This window comes from Clostridium algidicarnis (assembly GCF_000703125.1).
Classification (GTDB): Bacteria; Bacillota; Clostridia; order Clostridiales; family Clostridiaceae; genus Clostridium_L; species Clostridium_L algidicarnis.
In genome coordinates this window covers 2,565,159-2,583,578 of the sequence record NZ_JNLN01000001.1, presented here as the reverse complement: position 1 = coordinate 2,583,578, position 18,420 = coordinate 2,565,159, and the positions used below count along the sequence as shown (strand labels likewise).

The 18,420-nt window shown below is 27.8% G+C and carries 15 protein-coding genes, 1 pseudogene and 2 CRISPR repeat arrays; of the genes and pseudogenes, 15 read left to right on the top strand and 1 reads right to left on the bottom strand.

The features are described 5' to 3' along the window. Positions 1-17 precede the first annotated feature (17 nt). A complete protein-coding gene (locus tag BV55_RS15415) occupies positions 18-197 on the bottom strand; it encodes a DUF1622 domain-containing protein (protein ID WP_278246652.1) in 180 nt (59 codons plus the stop codon). A gap of 247 nt (positions 198-444) precedes the next feature. Between BV55_RS15415 and BV55_RS0112265 the strand changes: the two genes are divergently transcribed. The 15 genes and pseudogenes from BV55_RS0112265 (at position 445) to BV55_RS0112190 (ending at position 18,417) form a co-directional block, all read left to right on the top strand. Further along, the gene (locus BV55_RS0112265) at positions 445-1,398 is read left to right on the top strand and encodes a helix-turn-helix transcriptional regulator (RefSeq protein WP_051652500.1); all 954 of its coding nucleotides are present in this window, start codon (positions 445-447) and stop codon (positions 1,396-1,398) included. A gap of 162 nt (positions 1,399-1,560) precedes the next feature. Then, a complete protein-coding gene (gene cas6 / locus BV55_RS0112260; protein WP_029453108.1) occupies positions 1,561-2,295 on the top strand; it encodes a CRISPR-associated endoribonuclease Cas6 in 735 nt (244 codons plus the stop codon). Positions 2,296-2,301: 6 nt separating this feature from the next. Further along, positions 2,302-3,993, top strand: coding sequence for a type I-B CRISPR-associated protein Cas8b1/Cst1 (gene cas8a1 / locus BV55_RS0112255; RefSeq protein WP_051652499.1), 1,692 nt, complete (start codon positions 2,302-2,304; stop codon positions 3,991-3,993). Then, the gene (gene cas7i, locus BV55_RS0112250; protein WP_029453106.1) at positions 3,986-4,873 is read left to right on the top strand and encodes a type I-B CRISPR-associated protein Cas7/Cst2/DevR; all 888 of its coding nucleotides are present in this window, start codon (positions 3,986-3,988) and stop codon (positions 4,871-4,873) included. The genes cas8a1 and cas7i overlap by 8 nt, the downstream gene beginning before the upstream one ends. 8 nt (positions 4,874-4,881) lie before the next feature. Next, positions 4,882-5,643, top strand: a complete 762-nt coding sequence (gene cas5b, locus BV55_RS0112245; RefSeq protein WP_029453105.1) for a type I-B CRISPR-associated protein Cas5b — start codon at positions 4,882-4,884, stop codon at positions 5,641-5,643. A 58-nt stretch (positions 5,644-5,701) separates the two neighbouring features. Then, positions 5,702-8,017: a CRISPR-associated helicase/endonuclease Cas3 gene (locus tag BV55_RS0112240; protein ID WP_029453104.1), complete on the top strand. Its 2,316-nt coding sequence runs from the start codon at positions 5,702-5,704 to the stop codon at positions 8,015-8,017. Positions 8,018-8,029: 12 nt separating this feature from the next. Next, positions 8,030-8,548, top strand: coding sequence for a CRISPR-associated protein Cas4 (gene cas4, locus BV55_RS0112235; RefSeq protein ID WP_029453103.1), 519 nt, complete (start codon positions 8,030-8,032; stop codon positions 8,546-8,548). After that, positions 8,548-9,528: a type I-B CRISPR-associated endonuclease Cas1b gene (cas1b, locus tag BV55_RS0112230; RefSeq protein ID WP_029453102.1), complete on the top strand. Its 981-nt coding sequence runs from the start codon at positions 8,548-8,550 to the stop codon at positions 9,526-9,528. Before cas4 ends, cas1b begins: the two co-directional genes overlap by 1 nt. A gap of 81 nt (positions 9,529-9,609) precedes the next feature. Continuing rightward, entirely contained in the window at positions 9,610-9,873 is a 264-nt protein-coding gene (gene cas2 / locus BV55_RS0112225; RefSeq protein ID WP_029453101.1) for a CRISPR-associated endonuclease Cas2, read from the top strand. Between the two features lie 190 nt (positions 9,874-10,063). After that, positions 10,064-12,958: direct repeats of the CRISPR family, unit length 29 nt; unit sequence GTTTTATATTAACTATGTGAGATGTAAAG. Positions 12,959-13,088: 130 nt separating this feature from the next. Then, positions 13,089-13,361: a transposase gene (locus tag BV55_RS15845; RefSeq protein WP_029453100.1), complete on the top strand. Its 273-nt coding sequence runs from the start codon at positions 13,089-13,091 to the stop codon at positions 13,359-13,361. Continuing rightward, complete coding sequence (locus tag BV55_RS15410) at positions 13,322-14,227, top strand: IS3 family transposase (protein ID WP_341349713.1); 906 nt, start codon at positions 13,322-13,324, stop codon at positions 14,225-14,227. The genes BV55_RS15845 and BV55_RS15410 overlap by 40 nt, the downstream gene beginning before the upstream one ends. A gap of 39 nt (positions 14,228-14,266) precedes the next feature. After that, a CRISPR array of direct repeats spans positions 14,267-14,751; the repeat unit is 29 nt; unit sequence GTTTTATATTAACTATGTGAGATGTAAAG. 372 nt (positions 14,752-15,123) lie between these two features. Beyond that, positions 15,124-15,522: an HIT family protein gene (locus BV55_RS0112205; protein ID WP_226104280.1), complete on the top strand. Its 399-nt coding sequence runs from the start codon at positions 15,124-15,126 to the stop codon at positions 15,520-15,522. A 296-nt stretch (positions 15,523-15,818) separates the two neighbouring features. Further along, a pseudogene (locus tag BV55_RS0112200) lies at positions 15,819-16,565 on the top strand (3'-5' exonuclease); the annotation flags it as partial. A 485-nt stretch (positions 16,566-17,050) separates the two neighbouring features. Beyond that, positions 17,051-17,365, top strand: a complete 315-nt coding sequence (locus BV55_RS0112195; RefSeq protein WP_029453096.1) for a hypothetical protein — start codon at positions 17,051-17,053, stop codon at positions 17,363-17,365. An 11-nt stretch (positions 17,366-17,376) separates the two neighbouring features. Then, positions 17,377-18,417 (top strand): V-type ATPase subunit, encoded by a 1,041-nt coding sequence (locus BV55_RS0112190; RefSeq protein ID WP_029453095.1) that lies wholly within the window; start codon positions 17,377-17,379, stop codon positions 18,415-18,417. The last annotated feature ends 3 nt before the right edge of the window (positions 18,418-18,420 follow it).

Sequence of the window (18,420 nt, the reverse complement as noted above, 5' to 3'; positions counted from 1 at the left end):
AAATCATCTAATCTCATCTAACCATCCTTTTCAGCAGCTTTTATTTCCCAGTGGATAACAAAAGTTAGTATAACTCTTATATCTATTATAGCGCCTAGAACATAAATTTCATCCATCTCTCTAATAACAACAGTTTTCAAGATCTCACTTGCGAGCTTAAATTTAAGAGCAAGTGCAATAGATTGAGCAAATTTTATTTTAACAATAGATACAATGTTTAGTGTGTCATTAATAAATATTTATAAGTAAATGTGGTATAGGTAATGATTTGTGTAATGTAAGGGGTTGAAAGCTAGATAGCTATAGAATAAAGAGTTTAAAATTAAAAAGGAATTTTAAATAATATGTAGAATTTTATAAATATATGAAATAAATATAAATGATTACAGATAATTATTTAAAAAGTGCTTAGAAAAAAATATAAAATATAGAAGAAGGTTGGTTATGAGTAAGGTTGGTAATGCTTTGAAGATGCTTATTTTGCTTAAAAGCAGAGGAAAGATGAAAATAAGTGAATTATCAAGAGAGCTGGAGGTTAATGAAAGACAAATTATAAGGTATAAAGAATCTCTTGAGCAGGCAGGTATATACATAACGTCAATTCCAGGAAGATATGGAGGTTATATTGTTGAAGGAAAAGACTATCTTTTAGGTTTGAATTTAACAGATAAAGAATATAATTCTTTGATTATGGCACAAAATCAACTTAAGTATGAAGAATTTCTTTTTTATGAAGATTTTAAAATGATTATTGAAAAGATAAACGCTGTTAAGGAAAAACAATTTGAAAATGATTTCCAAACAGATTATTTTATTAAAGGTATTAAATCTAATTTTGATTACGAAAAAGAGTACAAAGCTTGGCTAGATATACATGCAGCTATTATAATGAATAAAAAAATCAAAGTTATGTATGCTTCATTAAAAAATGAAATAAAGGAAAGAGTGGTAAGGCCTTATGGTATTTTTCAATATAAAGGGTCTCTTTATTTTGTTGCATTTTGTGAATATAGAAAAGAGATTAGGCAGTTTAAAATTTTACGCATAAAAAAATATGAAACTCTTGATGAGAGATTCCAGAAAGATGAAAACTTTAATATCAGGGAATATATGAAAAATAGTATTGGAATATTCAAAGATGGGGAGGTTAATCTTAAGCTTAAAGTATATTATCCTTATGCACAGATAGTAAAGGAAAAGCTTTGGGTTGAAGATCAGAAGATTACTGATTTTAAAGACAGCAATTATATTATTTTTCAGGCAAAAATGAATGGACTTACTGAAATTAAAAGTTGGATATTAAGTATGGGTAGTGATGTTGAGGTTATAGAGCCATCGGACTTTAAAGAGCAGATAAAAAAAGAAGTTCAAAAGGTTATGAAATTATACAACCTATAGTAGATATATAATTGAAAAATAAAGAACCTAACAAATACTTTTATTCCAACCAATATAAGTCATGGAATCATACTATAATTAAATTAAGAGGCATTTAACTATTGAGGTGTAATTCTAATAATATTTATATGATATTTAATTTTTATAAAGGAGGTGATATAGATGAGGATAAGCTGTGAGTACAAAACAGATAAATTTCCCGTATCATATCAGATGCTTGGGGTAAGTCTTGTTAAAGATGCATTAAGAAGCGTAGATATAGATTATTTTAATAAACTTTATAATTTTGAAACTGGGAAATCAAACAAAGAAACAAAAGATTTTTGTTTTTCAGTATATGTAAAAGGATATGAAAAAAAGGAGGATATATTTCTCATAAAAGACAAGGTAGTCATAAATTTCAGCTCCCCTAATTATGAGTTTATGGTTAATCTTTATAATGGATTATTAAAAATTAAAGATTTCAATTATAAAGAGTTTGATCTTAACAAAGTGAGAATTACTTTAGTCAAAGAGAAAATTATAAACAGTAGAGTGGTAACATTTACTACATTATCACCAATTCATATTAAAGACAAAAATAATAGAGCTTTAGAAATTGAGGATGAGAACTTTACTAAAGAGCTTAATTACATAGTAAATAAGACTCTTGAAAGCTATAGGGGTTTTGGATTGAAGGAAGAATTAAAATTCACACCATCTAAAAGTATGAAGAAAAGAGTTGTGAAACAGGATATAAGAGCCTTTAAAGAAAATACAAGTAAACCTTATTATTATGTTAACAGTTATGCTGGTGAGTTTCAGCTTGAAGGTGATGTTAATGATTTAAAGGATATTTATATGCTTGGGATTGGATTTAAGAGGAGCCAAGGATTTGGAATGATTGAAGTTATATGATAGGAGGTGAGAAAGATAGGTAATATAAAGCTTGAACTCTCGGATTGGTTGTATAATGCAGGTGTTGTGGGAATAGCAAATATACTAGAGTCATCAGGTGATGTAGTTAAAAAGACTGGAAATATAATAGAATTTAAAGAAGAGGCACTTGAAAACTTTGAGGAAAAATATTTCAAATATTTTATAGATAAATACAGGTCATTTACTTCTTGGCAAAGAATTGTTTCCTTTGAGTGTGAAATTGATAATTTAAAGGAATGCCCTCTGAACGATGCATCTTTGAAAAGGATTAATGATTATATTGAGTATGCAAAAGATAGACTTAAAAAAAACAGTTTTAAAAGTGCATATATAATCATTAACAATGACAATGTAGATATGCTAAAGGAAGAAAAAAAACTTAAGAAGATTAAAAAGGGTAAAAATCAAGATTTTAAAGATATTATGCCTGATGTTATAGAACAATTAAATAATATAAAATTTATAATTGATTATCTAAAAAAAGATGGCGTAAAGAAAATAATTTTAGCTAAAAATATTATATATGATGTAATAGATAAATTTTGGTCAGGCGTAAGTTTTTTGAATACATCTAATAATACAAAGAATATGTATGATAATTTTAAAGAATACTTTATTGACAATACTTCAACTTATTTAAATGAAGATAAGACTAAATATAAATATAAATGCTTTAGCTGTGATTCTCCTATTTCAAAGTTATCTAAACCAGCTTCTTATGATTTAACTTGGATTAATAAAATGGGTGTAGATATGTCAAGAAAGACATCTCACTTTTGGAACTTTTATGGAGATTCATTTATATGTCCTATATGTAATTTAGTATATTCTTGTATACCTGCGGGATTCACTGTAATTAGGGATAAAGGGATATTTATAAATGAAAATTCCTCTATGGAAGATATAATAAAGGTAAATAATACTTCTATTGATAATAATACAAGCTTTGAAGAACTTGAAGATAAAAGTTATCTTATGATAGCTAACAGTTTGAAACAAAGTGAAGTAGAAAGATCATCAAAAGAAATAGACAATATTCAAATTATTAAGCTTGATAATAGTAATAATAGAAGACCATATACATTTAATGTGCTATCAAAAAACAAACTTAAAGTTATAATTAATCATCGAAAAACATTAAATGTATTAATTAAAGGAACGTTTAAGAATTCTTCAAATGAATATATAAATATTTATAGAGAAGTTATTGGAAGACTTTATAATAATAAAAATCAATTTGATATTATAAATGATCTTTTAGTATTAAATTTAAATGGAAAATTCAATAGATTAGGGTATGTTAAATCGATTATAAAAATTAATAATGATTTTATAGGAGGCATTATGGGTAAACAAGGAGTTTATTATAAGGATATAGATAAAATTCAGCAATTAGGATATGACTTAAAAGAAGTCTATAAAAATAAAAAAGCTGACAATAAGATGAATGGTATATGTTATAGGCTTCTTAATGCTTTAAAAACAAAGAATCAAAATAGATTTATGGATACAATTCTAAACGCTTACATGTATGCTGGGAAACAAATTCCGGTTATATTACTAGATTCACTTAAAGGTGACAATAAGCTTCAAACTGTAGGGTATGCCTTTATATTGGGATTACAAGGAGAAAAAGGGAAATTAAGTTTATGTAAGGAGGAAAAAGCTAATGAATAAAAAGGGATTAACTGCCACATTTATATTTGAGGCTGAAAGCGCAAATTATGGTGAAGGGGTAGGAAATGTAACGTCATTAAAGAAAATATCAAGAGACACAGGAGAAAGCTATAGTTATATTTCAAGGCAAGCTTTAAGATATAACATTATAAGCCAAATGGGTGAAGATAATACACCATTAGGTCTCGATGGTTCTGTTATTCAATTCGCTCCAGAAGCTAATATAAAAGATTATGCAGAAATTGATCTTTTCGGATATATGAAAACTCAAAAACCTACAAAGACTCGCCCAGCAGTGGCAAGACTTTCTAATGCAATTGCTCTAGAAAGTTTCAATGCAGACTTAGATTTTTTAACTAATAAAGGATTACTAGATAGATATAATTCACAGGTAAAAGAAGCTAAAGATGGAGGTAATATTGCTCAAAGTGAGATACATAAGTCTTATTATGCATATACCATCACTATTGATTTAGATAAGGTTGGAATAGATAAAAATGATAATATTGAAATAGATAACAGTGTTAAGTCGGATAGAGTAAATAGGCTCCTTGAAACTTTAAAATTTTTATATAGAGATATAAAAGGGAGAAGAGAAAATTTAACCCCATTATTTGCAATTGGCGGAGTTTATGATATTAAAAATCCTTTCTTTGAAAACAAGGTGAATATAAAGAAAAACAAACTTAAAGTGGACACAATAAAAGATATTCTAAAATTAGATGATAGTATAAATACTAATACTTCAATTGGATTAATAAAAGGTATATTAGATAATGATAGTGAGATTGAAAAAGAATTAAATTCAATAGGAATGGGTGAATTCTTTGAAAATATTAAAACAAAGGTAATAGAATATTATAACGAAGAAACTAGGTAGGTGAGTACATGAAGGCAATAAGGATAGAACTATATCAGAATTTAGTGAATTATAAAAAGCCTACCAGTTTTCAGCTGAAAGAAACATATCCCTTACCGCCATATTCTACTGTTAGTGGAATGATTCATTATGCTTGTGCTTTTGAAGAATATAAGGATATGAAAATAAGCATACAAGGTAATTATAATTCAAAGGTTAATGATTTGTATACAAGATATGAATTTGCAGGTGCTGAATATGAGGAAATTAGACATAACATAAAACTAAAAGGAAAAGAAATAGACAGAAAAACAGGTGACGAGATGGAAAAATATTATGGAGCTACAAAAGGAGTATCTACAGTAGAACTTCTTGTAGATGCAGAACTTTTAATTCATATTAAACCTGAAGATGAAAAGCTTATTCCAATAATATATGAAGCATTTAAAACGCCAAAAGAGTATATTTCTCTTGGTAGGAGAGAAGATATAGTAAGAATTAAAGATGTAAAAGTTGTTGACATAGAAAAGAAGTTTTTGGATGATACAAATTTAAAATTAAATTATGATGCTTATATACCCATAGACATGTTTAATGATGATGAATTTAGGTCAAAGGCCACTATTTATAAACTAAACAGATACTATGATTTAGTAAAAGTAAAAAAGGATACATTTATAAGACAGTGGATAAAAACTAGTGTAATGCATGCAGTTAAAGATACAGATTTTCTATATGCAGATGAGGAATTTACCTTTGATTCAGATAATAACCCTGTATTTTTTGCTTAAAACTTAGAAAAGATAGGGATTATAATCTCTATCTTTTTAAAAAGAAGGGATTATTAATATGATTAATGAATTTTTAGCAAAGACATATCCAAGAGAAACGATATCAGAACATACTAAATGTTTAATTGATAGAATGGAGATTTTGAAAAAGTTATACCCGGATATTCCTTATATCGATTGGGAGCTATTAAGGTTTGCTTGTTTGTATCATGATCTTGGAAAGATGAATTCAAAATTTCAAAACAAATTGCTTAGTAGATTAGGGGAAGAAGAAGTTGAAGATAATCTTAAAGATAGCAAAGAAATACCGCATGGATATTTAAGCCCTGCCTTTTTACCACTAAAAAAATTAAAAAAGACATATAATGAAAATCCATATAAACTAAAGGTTTTATATCAAAGCATTTATTATCATCACAGTAGAGAAAAGATATATGATTTTACACTTATTGAAGATGTAATAGAAAAGGATTTAAAAAAATATTGGCAACATTTTGAGGGCTTAGAAATTGATAAAGATGAAAAGTTATACAAAGGTTATCTTAAATATGTAGATGAAAAAAGTAGATTTAAAAGAAGCGATGATGAAAATAATGATGGTTACTATGAGTATGTAATAACAAAAGGGATACTAAATAGATTAGATTATTCGGCTAGTGCCCATATAAGTGTAGAAGAGGAAAATAAAGACTTATATGAAAGAACTATTTATTCAATAGAAAGCAAAGGATATAAACTTAATGAACTTCAAGAATATATGAAGAATAATTTAGATGAAAATAATATAATACGAGCCTCTACAGGTATTGGAAAAACAGAGGCGGCATTAATATGGATTGGTAATAATAAAGGATTTTTCACACTTCCTTTAAGAGTATCTATAAATGCTATATATGATAGGGTAATAGATGATAAGAAAATAGGATTTAAAGATACTGCGTTACTTCATTCCGAAACATTTAGGGAGTATTTAAAAAGAAGTAATGAAGAACAAATTATAGATATGGGTTACTATGAGAAAACAAAACAACTTTCCATGCCTTTAACAATATGTACACTTGATCAACTCATAGATTTTATTTTTAAATATGAAGGCTATGAATTAAAGCTTGCTTCCTTATCTTATTCAAAATTGGTCATAGATGAAATTCAAATGTATTCCCCAGATATGCTTGGATATTTAATTGTAGCACTTAAATATATATCAGAAGCTGGTGGGAAATTTACAATACTTACAGCTACCCTTCCTCATATAATTTTGGATTTTATGAGAAGAGAAAATATTCCATTTAAAGAATCTAAGAACTTTTGCAAGAAAAATTCTAAAGGCAAGCCACAATTAAGACATAAGGTACAAGTTTTAGAAGAGTATATAAACATCGATCATATTAAAGATAATTATAAGGATAAGAAGATTCTTGTTATTGTAAATACAGTAAGACAAGCACAAAAGGTTTATGAAAGTCTTATAAAAGCAAATATTAATACTAATATAAAAATGTTTCACAGTAGGTTTATAAAGAAAGATAGAAGTTTAAAGGAAGATGAAATATTTAAAATGGGGCAAATAGAGTGTAAAGATAAGGGGATATGGGTAACTACGCAGGTTGTTGAAGCAAGTTTAGATATAGATTTTGATATATTATACACGGAACTTTCTGAGATATCAGGATTACTTCAGAGAATGGGGAGAGTATATAGGGGAAGAGATTTAGATAGTGATAATCCCAATGTTTATGTTTATATAGGTAAGGATAAACCTACTTCTGGAATAAGAAATGACGATAGAAGTGTAGTTGATATAGATATCTTTAAATACTCTAAAGAAGAAATAAAGGGTATAAGTGGAGAAAGTGTTGATGAAGAAAAAAAGATGCAACTTGTAGAGAGGGTATATACAGAAAATAAATTAAAGGAATGTAATTATTATAAAAAACTGAAGGATTCTCTTTTATGGGCTAAAAATATTAAGGAATATGAGCTACAAAAAAATGAAGCCAGGCTTAGAAATATTTTATCGTATCCAGTTATACCTAAATGTGTTTATGACTCTAACGAAGATAATAAAAATATTAAATTAGCTCTAAGTAAAATAAAAGAGTATAAAATACAGATGAGAGAAGAAAAAGATAAAGAAAAGTTGCAAGCATTGTATATTAAAATTGAAAAAGAAAAATACAATGTAAGGGATTATACCGTAGATATACCTGGATATATGTTTGAAACAGCTAAAAAAAGTAATAAGATATATGATTTTATAGAGATTGATAAATTTAATATAATTCCTATAGTGAAAATCGATTATACCTATGAAAATGGCTTAGGAAAAGTTAAAACAGAAAGTGAATTTGATGAAGATTTTCAATTTATTTAGGTGGTGATAACTATGGAATTTGAATTAGAAAAATTTAAAACACAAGGTGTAAAGGTAAACTATTATTATGTTTGTAAAAGAAAGTTATGGTTATTTTCAAAGGGTATAGCTATGGAGGATACAAGTGATAGGGTATTAAGTGGAAAGCTAGTTCATGAAGATTCATATCAGAGGAAAGACAAAGAAGTACTTATAGATGATATTATAAAGCTAGATATATTGGATAAGGATTATGTAAGAGAGGTTAAAATAAGCAGCAAACTAACTGAACCTGATAGAATGCAGCTTTATTATTATCTGTTTTATTTAAAACAGATAGGTATAAATAAGAAGGGTTCAATAAATTATGTAAAGGAAAAGAAAATAGAAGAAGTTGAGTTAACGTCCGAAATAGAAGATATGATAATTCATACTTTAATTGATATAAAGAAAATAACTTATGATAGTAATCCACCTAAACTTAAAATACTACCTTATTGTAGAAAATGTGCATATTATGAATTCTGTTTTGTGAAAGAAGATGATGAATAATGGATAGAGATTACTATATTTTTAGTAGTGGAAGGCTAAAAAGAAAGGATAATACTATTTACTTTATAGATGAACAAGGGGAGAAAAAGTCATTACCTATTGAACAGACAAGTATGATTCATATATTTGGAGAAGTAGATTTAAATACTAAGTTACTTAATTATTTATCACAGTATGGGCTTATGTTGAATTTTTATAACTACTATGGATTTTACTCAGGAACATATTATCCAAGGAAGAAGAATGTATCGGGTTTTTTACTTGTTAATCAAGCCATGCACTATAACTATGAAGATAAAAGAATATATTTAGCAAAACAATTTATTGATAGTGCTGCTCATCATATATTAAGAAATTTAAGAAGTTATGGTGATACTGAAAGTTTCATAGAAAGAATAGGATCGGAGAGGGAAAATATATTAAATGCTAATTCTGTAGAACAATTAATGGGAGCAGAAGGTCGAATGAGAAAAATCTATTATGAATCATTTAATATTGTCTTAAAGAATGGGTTTGAGTTTAATAAAAGAGAAAAGCGTCCTCCAACAGATCCGGTAAATGCTTTGATCTCTTTCGGTAATAGCTTAATGTATACTACAGTATTAGGTGAAATATATAAGACTCAACTAGATCCAACTGTTAGTTTTCTTCATGAGCCTTCTACAAAAAGATTTTCATTAAGCTTAGATATAGCTGAAATATTTAAACCTTTAATAATTGACCCTATAATATTTAGCTTGGTTAATAATAGAAGAATAACTGTTAAAGATTTTGATATTAAAGAGGGAATTTGCTTTCTTAATGACGATGGAAGAAAAAAATTTATTTCTGAATATGAAAGAAAAATGGGTGTTACTATTAAACATAGAACCTTAAATAGAAAAGTTTCTTATAGGATGTTTATAAGACTTGAATGTTATAAATTGATTAAGCATTTTATTGACGATGAAAAATATAAACCACTTAAAGCTTGGTGGTAGGAATTTAGAACTCATATGAAACATAATAACTTTATAAGTGTTTTAAATGATTAAAATTAATGATATAATGGTGGTGATATTTTGTTTGTGATTTTAACTTATGATATTGAGGAAAAGAGGATAAATAGAGTTAGAAAAACACTTAAGAAATATTTAACATGGACACAAAATTCAGTGTTTGAAGGTGAGATAACAGAGGGAAAGCTCCACAAATGTTTATCAGAGATTAATAAACTTATAGATAAAAAAGCAGACTCTATATATGTATACAGGGTAAAAATATCTAAAAATATTAGAAAAGATGTTATTGGAATAGAAAAAAGTTTTGATGAACTTTTTTTATGACTAAAACTGCATCGATGCAAACAAAGGTTCTAGGTGCGACAACACGTTGATTTTACTGTATTAGAATAGAAGTTTCTATAAAATAACAAAACATTATTCTAGGTTCACTGCAAAATTGTCTATTTAAGCACTATCAATGGTAGCGCCTAGGCCAGTAATACCAGTATGTTAATTAATTGTGATCTTTGGGGTTTTATATTAACTATGTGAGATGTAAAGCTGAATTAGCTTCATTAGACGATGAAGAAATATATTTGTTTTATATTAACTATGTGAGATGTAAAGTGATAATTGGCTTAATGCCACAACACACACTTCTAAGTTTTATATTAACTATGTGAGATGTAAAGAAAGACTTAAACACAACAAGATTTTTACAGAATTGTGTTTTATATTAACTATGTGAGATGTAAAGTAGATAGCGTGTAACTGTTGCAATGGATAACCGCATGTTTTATATTAACTATGTGAGATGTAAAGTGCAATTAGTAAATACGTTGTTTTTAACCGCTATTTGTTTTATATTAACTATGTGAGATGTAAAGGTGAACCCCATTGCTAATAATGTAAACCCATCTCTTGTTTTATATTAACTATGTGAGATGTAAAGTAGTCCCTATTTCAAAATTCCTTATCATTGATATTATGTTTTATATTAACTATGTGAGATGTAAAGTTAATGGATAAACTAAGTTCGGGGATAATGCTTATAAGTTTTATATTAACTATGTGAGATGTAAAGGTAGAAGATAGTGCAACAACAGACGATAAATACAATGTTTTATATTAACTATGTGAGATGTAAAGTTGAGCTTCATACTTCATGATATTCTCAATTGCAAAGTTTTATATTAACTATGTGAGATGTAAAGTGGTATTTCTACTTCTTTGTTTTCCATGTGCCCTTGTTTTATATTAACTATGTGAGATGTAAAGAGGGTTACAGGGTTGATGTCGCTAAATCGATGTTTAGTTTTATATTAACTATGTGAGATGTAAAGCTTGACTACACATTTTTTACAAAATTTTTTAAAAACGTTTTATATTAACTATGTGAGATGTAAAGATAGAAATACTCTATTGCTTTTCCAAATTTATTCATGTTTTATATTAACTATGTGAGATGTAAAGTTAACTCTTGAGTGTTAACAGTCTTTTGGCCTTCTAGTTTTATATTAACTATGTGAGATGTAAAGGAAGATAAAGCACAAGAAATGATATTAGAAAACAGTGTTTTATATTAACTATGTGAGATGTAAAGAATTACAGAGGAAGAAAGGAATGATTATATGTCACAGTTTTATATTAACTATGTGAGATGTAAAGAGAGGCTGGATACATCGAAACTAGGCAATTAAAAATGTTTTATATTAACTATGTGAGATGTAAAGCCGTTCCACCACGTGGATTCATTTTTATATTGCAAGTTTTATATTAACTATGTGAGATGTAAAGACAAGTAGTCGCGGTAGATAGCAATATGGATATAAGGTTTTATATTAACTATGTGAGATGTAAAGGACGCTGGTAGTGGTGGGAAAGGCGGAAACGGAGAAGTTTTATATTAACTATGTGAGATGTAAAGATATTATACGGAATATCCGCTATAACTAGTTGTGCGTTTTATATTAACTATGTGAGATGTAAAGTTTAAATATCTTAATGTGGTTATTGTTAGATGAAATGTTTTATATTAACTATGTGAGATGTAAAGGATATATGAGATAATGGACTTAAAATTGATACAATAGTTTTATATTAACTATGTGAGATGTAAAGAGAAACAAAGGGTGTAGGTCTTACAAATAAGGGGGCGTTTTATATTAACTATGTGAGATGTAAAGCCCGTTGGTATTGATAGGCTTTATCTAAATAATAAGGTTTTATATTAACTATGTGAGATGTAAAGATACAATCTGCCATTATGTCATTTTTTATAAATATAGTTTTATATTAACTATGTGAGATGTAAAGTGCAGCAAGTCTTTATCTATGCTATTTGTAAATGTTAGTTTTATATTAACTATGTGAGATGTAAAGTTTAGTTAGTACATATCTATAGTTCATCGCTTACCTCGTTTTATATTAACTATGTGAGATGTAAAGTCTCTAGTCAATAAATATTCTTTAAATGGTCTATTATGTTTTATATTAACTATGTGAGATGTAAAGAGTAGAGTAGGTTATGAATTAGTAAAATAATTTATGGTTTTATATTAACTATGTGAGATGTAAAGCTAAAGTATCAATGCAAGTGGGGAAATCTGTACCATGTTTTATATTAACTATGTGAGATGTAAAGAAATTTGAATGGTGAATTATGTCAAGGGTACATGAAGGTTTTATATTAACTATGTGAGATGTAAAGTTTACACTTTATAAAGTTAATAGGATAATAAAATTAGTTTTATATTAACTATGTGAGATGTAAAGAAGAAAACCTATTAAATATATGTAATTTATAAATTTGTTTTATATTAACTATGTGAGATGTAAAGAAAAATAGCAATCACACAAGGACTAGGATACGCTTTGTTTTATATTAACTATGTGAGATGTAAAGGTTAGGCACAGATGTTGCGGGGAATTTACAAAATCAGGGTTTATATTAACTATGTGAGATGTAAAGAGGATTCAGAAATGACTATTCAACTAAAATATATATGTTTTATATTAACTATGTGAGATGTAAAGCACTTTTAGAGGTGGCAGCACATAAGGAGATAATCAAGTTTTATATTAACTATGTGAGATGTAAAGATGGCTCAAATCTATATATTTCTTCACACCTACATGTTTTATATTAACTATGTGAGATGTAAAGTCTTAATACTGTTTTTTTGTAAGCTTCCCCTGGTGTGTTTTATATTAACTATGTGAGATGTAAAGAGTGATAGAACAGTACAAAAAGATAATTATGTTTTAGGTTTTATATTAACTATGTGAGATGTAAAGTAGAAAGGCTACTTTGCAAAGATAAAGTAGTGGGAAGTTTTATATTAACTATGTGAGATGTAAAGTAGTGTTAAACTTGTAAGATTATAAGAAACGGAACTGTTTTATATTAACTATGTGAGATGTAAAGATAGGAAGATTTAATGGTACTTTTGACGGTAACGGGTTTTATATTAACTATGTGTGGTGCTAGTATAGAATTGTGGACACGAAAAGCTGAACAAAGTAAAATATAATTAATAAGAAGGAGATGTTCAACAATGCCACAAAAAAGATACACAGAAGAATTTAAAAAACAGATTGTAGACTTGTACAATATGGGAAATAAATCCCTCACTGAATTAGAAGGTGAATATGGCGTATCAAAATCTACTATGAATGGATGGATCAAAAAACTATCACCAGTAAAGGTATCTGAAACAGAAACCATCACAATGAAGGAATATCAAGCACTACAAAAGAAAATGAGAGAACTTGAGTTGGAGAATGAAATATTAAAAAAAGCTACCGCCATATTTGCAAAAAAACTATAGAAGAAGTTGTAAACTTCATCTATAAGTACAAGGGAAAATATACAGTAAAAAGAATATGCAAAGTACTAAAGTTTCCTAGAAGCACTTACTATGAAGCTTTAATAAGAGTACCTTCAAAGCGTGAACTAGAAACAGAACACTTCAGAGAGAAATTACAAGAAGAATTTGAAGATAGTAATAAGCGTTATGGAGCAATTAAACTTCAGCAAAAACTGGAATCTTCAGGCATACCATGTAGTGTTAAAAGGGTTCAAAGGCATATGAAAGCCTTAAATATCCACTCCTTAGTTGTAAAGAAGTATAGGCCTCATAGCACTAAGAATAATGTACCAGAAAGAGAGAATATCTTAGATAGAGACTTTAATTGCATTGATATAAATAAGAAATGGTGTACCGATATAACTTATATCCATGTCCTTAAAGAAGGGTGGACCTACTTAGCATCTGTGATGGACTTATACTCCAGAAGAATAGTAGGCTACGCCTATGGCGAGCATATGACCGCAGAATTAGCCGTTAATGCTGTTGAAAATGCTTGTCTTAATGTTACTAATCCTAATGGTATAATACTTTATAGTGACCTTGGAACACAGTATACTAGTAAACAGTTTAAAAAGATAATTGCTGATAAGGGCTTAATTCACTCTTTTAGCCGTAAGGGTAATCCCTACGATAATGCTTGTATAGAGTCATTTCACTCTATTCTTAAGAAAGAGGAAGTATATGTACATAAATACCCTAACTTCGAATATGCACAAAGAGCTATCTTTGAATTTATTGAATCCTGGTATAATCGTAAGAGAATTCACGGTGCTTTAAACTATATGACCCCAGTAGAATTTGAAAATCTTAGAAAAGAAGCTTAGTAATATTGTACGACTTTTTGTGTCTAGGTTATTGACATAGGTCCAATATTAACTATGTGAGATGTAAAGACTATTTCATCTTGTACATTAGGCAATCCCATATGAGGGTTTTATATTAACTATGTGAGATGTAAAGTAAGGTATTGCGTAACATTCTTTTTGGAAAAAGTCTGTTTTATATTAACTATGTGAGATGTAAAGCGGGATTTGATAGAAACATCACAGGCATATATAGATGTTTTATATTAACTATGTGAGATGTAAAGAATAAAATTAATAGATATTAGATAACATAAACCAGGGTTTTATATTAACTATGTGAGATGTAAAGGTATTACAAAGTTGCAGTGAGGCAAGTATCGCTAAGTTTTATATTAACTATGTGAGATGTAAAGATTGATAAGTTTACTGGAGAAATAGAAATTTACAAGTTTTATATTAACTATGTGAGATCTAAAGTCTGTTTCACCTTCTTTAGCTTCAAAAGGTGTTCCTGTTTTATATTAACTATGTGAGATGTAAAGACAACTATGGTTATATTAGGTAATGGAAATGATACGTTTTATATCTAAGTATTGAAGATTTTAGTACATTAATCTATGAAGAGACCTTTGGTAAAAGCAATAAAGAACTTAAAGCTGATTGAATTAAATACCTTAAAGATAATATTAAATATATAGAATTGATACTCTGATACAAAACATTATTATGAAGAACTATAATTTGTTTTTTTATTGCTCCCTTTTTTTATGATCTGAACATTCCCTCCATCTTTTAAGAGGTGGGGATTATTTTTTATAAGAAAGTTTACTATTATTAATAGATATTCTAACCTTATTAAGGTAAGATGAAACCCAAAATATTATTATTATGATATAGTTAATTAAGAACACTACATAAAGAAAAGAGGAAAAATCATGTCAGAATGTATATTTTGTAATTACAATAAATCAGAGATAATAGCAGAAAACAAATACACATTTGCTATCTTAGATCACTTCCCAGTAAATGAAGGTCATTGTTTAATCATACCTAAGAGACATTTTATGAACTTTTTTGAGGCAAGTGAAGAAGAGGTTAAAGCCATATATAGCTTACTCCATGAAGTAAAAGAGATCTTTGATATTCAATATGAGCCAGCAGGATATAATATAGGTATCAATGTAGGATATCATGCAGGGCAAACTATAAACCATCTACATGTGCACTTGATACCAAGATATGAAGGGGATGTTAGTAATCCAAGAGGTGGTATTAGGAACTTCAAAGAGGCTTTGGTGGAGTATGATGTTTAATTGAAATTAAAAGAATACTCTAACCAGGAGGTTAATATGTTTTGGAAATAAAGGTCATAGAATTAAAACCCTATATTTATAGATAACTTTAAGGATATTATAGATTATAAGACTAGAAGGTTTTATAAAGAACGATTAGAAAAACTATAAAGCTAAATATAAAAATATAACCCTTTATAGTATTTGTCTATAAGGGGTTATATTTATTAAAAGAACATATAATGTAAACTTAAGTGAAGGTGGCGATTGGATAAAATGAACTTAAATAAGGAACAACAAACTCTAGTAAATGAACTAGAAGGTTTTATCCAAATTTAGTTAATCATAAACTTCAAACACTTAGTGAAATATTTAAAGCTGAAAATAAGCCTAGCCATGATGCAATGGATGATATTATGGCAACAAAGGATCTTTTAGTTAAAGCTCTTAATAAAGATATTATACCTACTTCTTTAGAAAGGGTTGCATATATGTCAAAGTACTTAAAGACCTTTACAAATATAAGTAATAAGCTTAATAAGCTTTTTAAAGAAGCAGAAGATATAAGACCCTACGAAATTGTTGGTAAGATAGTAGATGATTTCAATATTAAGACCTTGTACACTGGTGATGAAGGTAGAAGTAAAATTGAAAGATTAAGGGATTTTTATGTGTTACTAAAAGAGCTTGATGATAAGAGTAAATCCAGCAAAGATTCGCTTCAAGATATAATTAAAATTACAGCTCTTTCTAATGGTGAACTAGAATCCCTAATTATTAATAGAACTAAAAAACCTAGGATACCAATAATAACGGTTCATCAAGCAAAGGGTTTAGAGTATGATACTGTATTTGTTTCAGGTGTACAAGAAAACACCTTTCCATCATATATGGCGATAAAAACACAAAATCTAGAGGAAGAGAAAAGAACCTTTTATGTAGCTATTACAAGAGCTAAAAAGCGTCTTTATATTACTTATAATACGGAGGGGGGATGCTATAGACAGGGTGAAGAAAGTAGATTTATAAGCTTAATACCAAAAGATTATATAAAAGTTCTATAAATTATGTAGTATATTTCTATATATATATATGTTTATAAAATATGCTAATGCAAATATTAAGAATATATACATCTTTTTTGGGCAAAATATGTCTAATTGATGTATAAATATTAGTATAAGCTAGATTTAAAGGGTATATGTTACACTTAAATCTAGCTTAGATTCATCTAAATACTAATTGCAATATTTAGATAAATTAAACTGTATAATACAAGTGATTTGAAGGTTAATTTACAGAAAACATTTTCATGAGTATACATTGAAAATTGCGACTATAGTGTAAATATATTTATTTTAAATTACTTCAAATAAGGTTATTAATGGAGATTTAAGCCTTTAAATAGGTAACCATTTAGATTAAGACCATTAATATCATTAAATCTTGTTGTAGCAAAGCCTAGCTATGATAAGCTTTGTTTTTAAAAAGCTTATGATAGGAATAGAATATATGAATGCACAAATGTATACATGCAGGAGGTGGTTAAATGGACTTTGTAATAAATAAAATTATTGATATTGACAAGGATGCAGAAAATTATCGGAGAAATATTACGGAGCTAATAGAGGAAAAGCAAATGGAACTAGAAGACTCAATTAAAGCTATGAATAAAGATTGCGACGAAGAACTTAAAAGGATAAAAACAAGGATACTCTCTTCTAGTATTAGTGATGCTGAAAATAAGGCTAGAGACATAAAAATTGAAAAAGAAAAACGGTTAAGTGTTATTAAAGAAATATATGAAAATAACAAGGTTAAGATTACAGAAGAAATATTCAATGAAATAATACATTCCCTTTAGGAGTGATATGGATGGGAAATGCTGCTAAGTTTACTGCGGTAAATGCTAAAGTAAAAGCATTAAAAGGAAAGATGCTTAAAGAAGAAGACTTTTTAAAATTACTTCAAAGCAAGGATTTGAAAACTGCTTTAATGTACTTAAAAGAGAATACTAGGTATGGAGATTTGCTTCAAAACTATGATTTTAATAACATTCATAGAGGGTATTTAGAAATTATTTTAAATAAATATTATACAGAAGTATTTAATAAATTCATTAATTATTTTAATGGCGAATATAGAAAGCTTATCAAAAACTTGTTTTTAAAGTGGGAAATTGAAGACTTAAAAGTAATTATAAGAGGTAAATACATAGGTAGAGACAAAGATGTTATTGAAAGCAAACTTGTTGCTCAAAGTAGTTTAAATACTATTGATTATGAATATCTCTTATCTTCAAAATCAACAGATGAAGTAATAGACAGATTAAAGGGAAGTATATATTATGATGGAATAAAAAACTTAGCTAATGATGTTTCAGAAAAAGGGCTATTTAGAATTGAAACAGAACTTGATTTTGTGTATTTTTCCATTTTAAGAAAAGAGTTAAAACACTTAGATAAGCAAAACAAAGAAATCCTTAAGGTTATAATTGGATTAGAAGCTGATTTATCTAATTTAAGTTGGATATATAGGGGTAAAAAGTTTTATGATATAACGCCAGAAGAATTATTTAACTACACAATTTATGATGGTTATAAGCTATCCTCAGAGGATATTAAAAGCTTATGTTACACTAAAAATGTTGAAGATTTTCATGATGTAATAGAAAAAACACATTATGCATGGATTTATGAAGCTGATGATTCAAATACTATCGAATTTAGAGAAAAGGAATTTCAAAAGAAATATTTTAGTAAATTTATAAGAGAAAATAGATCAGATTTTAGTGTGGTTATAAGTTATTTAATTTTATATAGGATAGAAATAAGGGAAATAATCTCTATATTAGAGCAAAAGAGGTATGACATGGATGATAATGATTCAAAAAAGTATATAAATATTAAACATTGATAA

Excerpts from the sequence above, each read along its gene's own strand:
- BV55_RS0112195 (WP_029453096.1), top strand. The coding sequence starts at position 17,051 with ATGGACTTTGTAATAAATAAAATTATTGATATTGACAAGGATGCAGAA.
- BV55_RS0112240 (WP_029453104.1), top strand. The coding sequence starts at position 5,702 with ATGATTAATGAATTTTTAGCAAAGACATATCCAAGAGAAACGATATCA.
- BV55_RS0112265 (WP_051652500.1), top strand. The coding sequence starts at position 445 with ATGAGTAAGGTTGGTAATGCTTTGAAGATGCTTATTTTGCTTAAAAGC.
- BV55_RS0112190 (WP_029453095.1), top strand. The coding sequence starts at position 17,377 with ATGGGAAATGCTGCTAAGTTTACTGCGGTAAATGCTAAAGTAAAAGCA.
- cas5b (WP_029453105.1), top strand. The coding sequence starts at position 4,882 with ATGAAGGCAATAAGGATAGAACTATATCAGAATTTAGTGAATTATAAA.
- cas6 (WP_029453108.1), top strand. The coding sequence starts at position 1,561 with ATGAGGATAAGCTGTGAGTACAAAACAGATAAATTTCCCGTATCATAT.
- cas4 (WP_029453103.1), top strand. The coding sequence starts at position 8,030 with ATGGAATTTGAATTAGAAAAATTTAAAACACAAGGTGTAAAGGTAAAC.
- BV55_RS15845 (WP_029453100.1), top strand. The coding sequence starts at position 13,089 with ATGCCACAAAAAAGATACACAGAAGAATTTAAAAAACAGATTGTAGAC.
- cas1b (WP_029453102.1), top strand. The coding sequence starts at position 8,548 with ATGGATAGAGATTACTATATTTTTAGTAGTGGAAGGCTAAAAAGAAAG.
- cas7i (WP_029453106.1), top strand. The coding sequence starts at position 3,986 with ATGAATAAAAAGGGATTAACTGCCACATTTATATTTGAGGCTGAAAGC.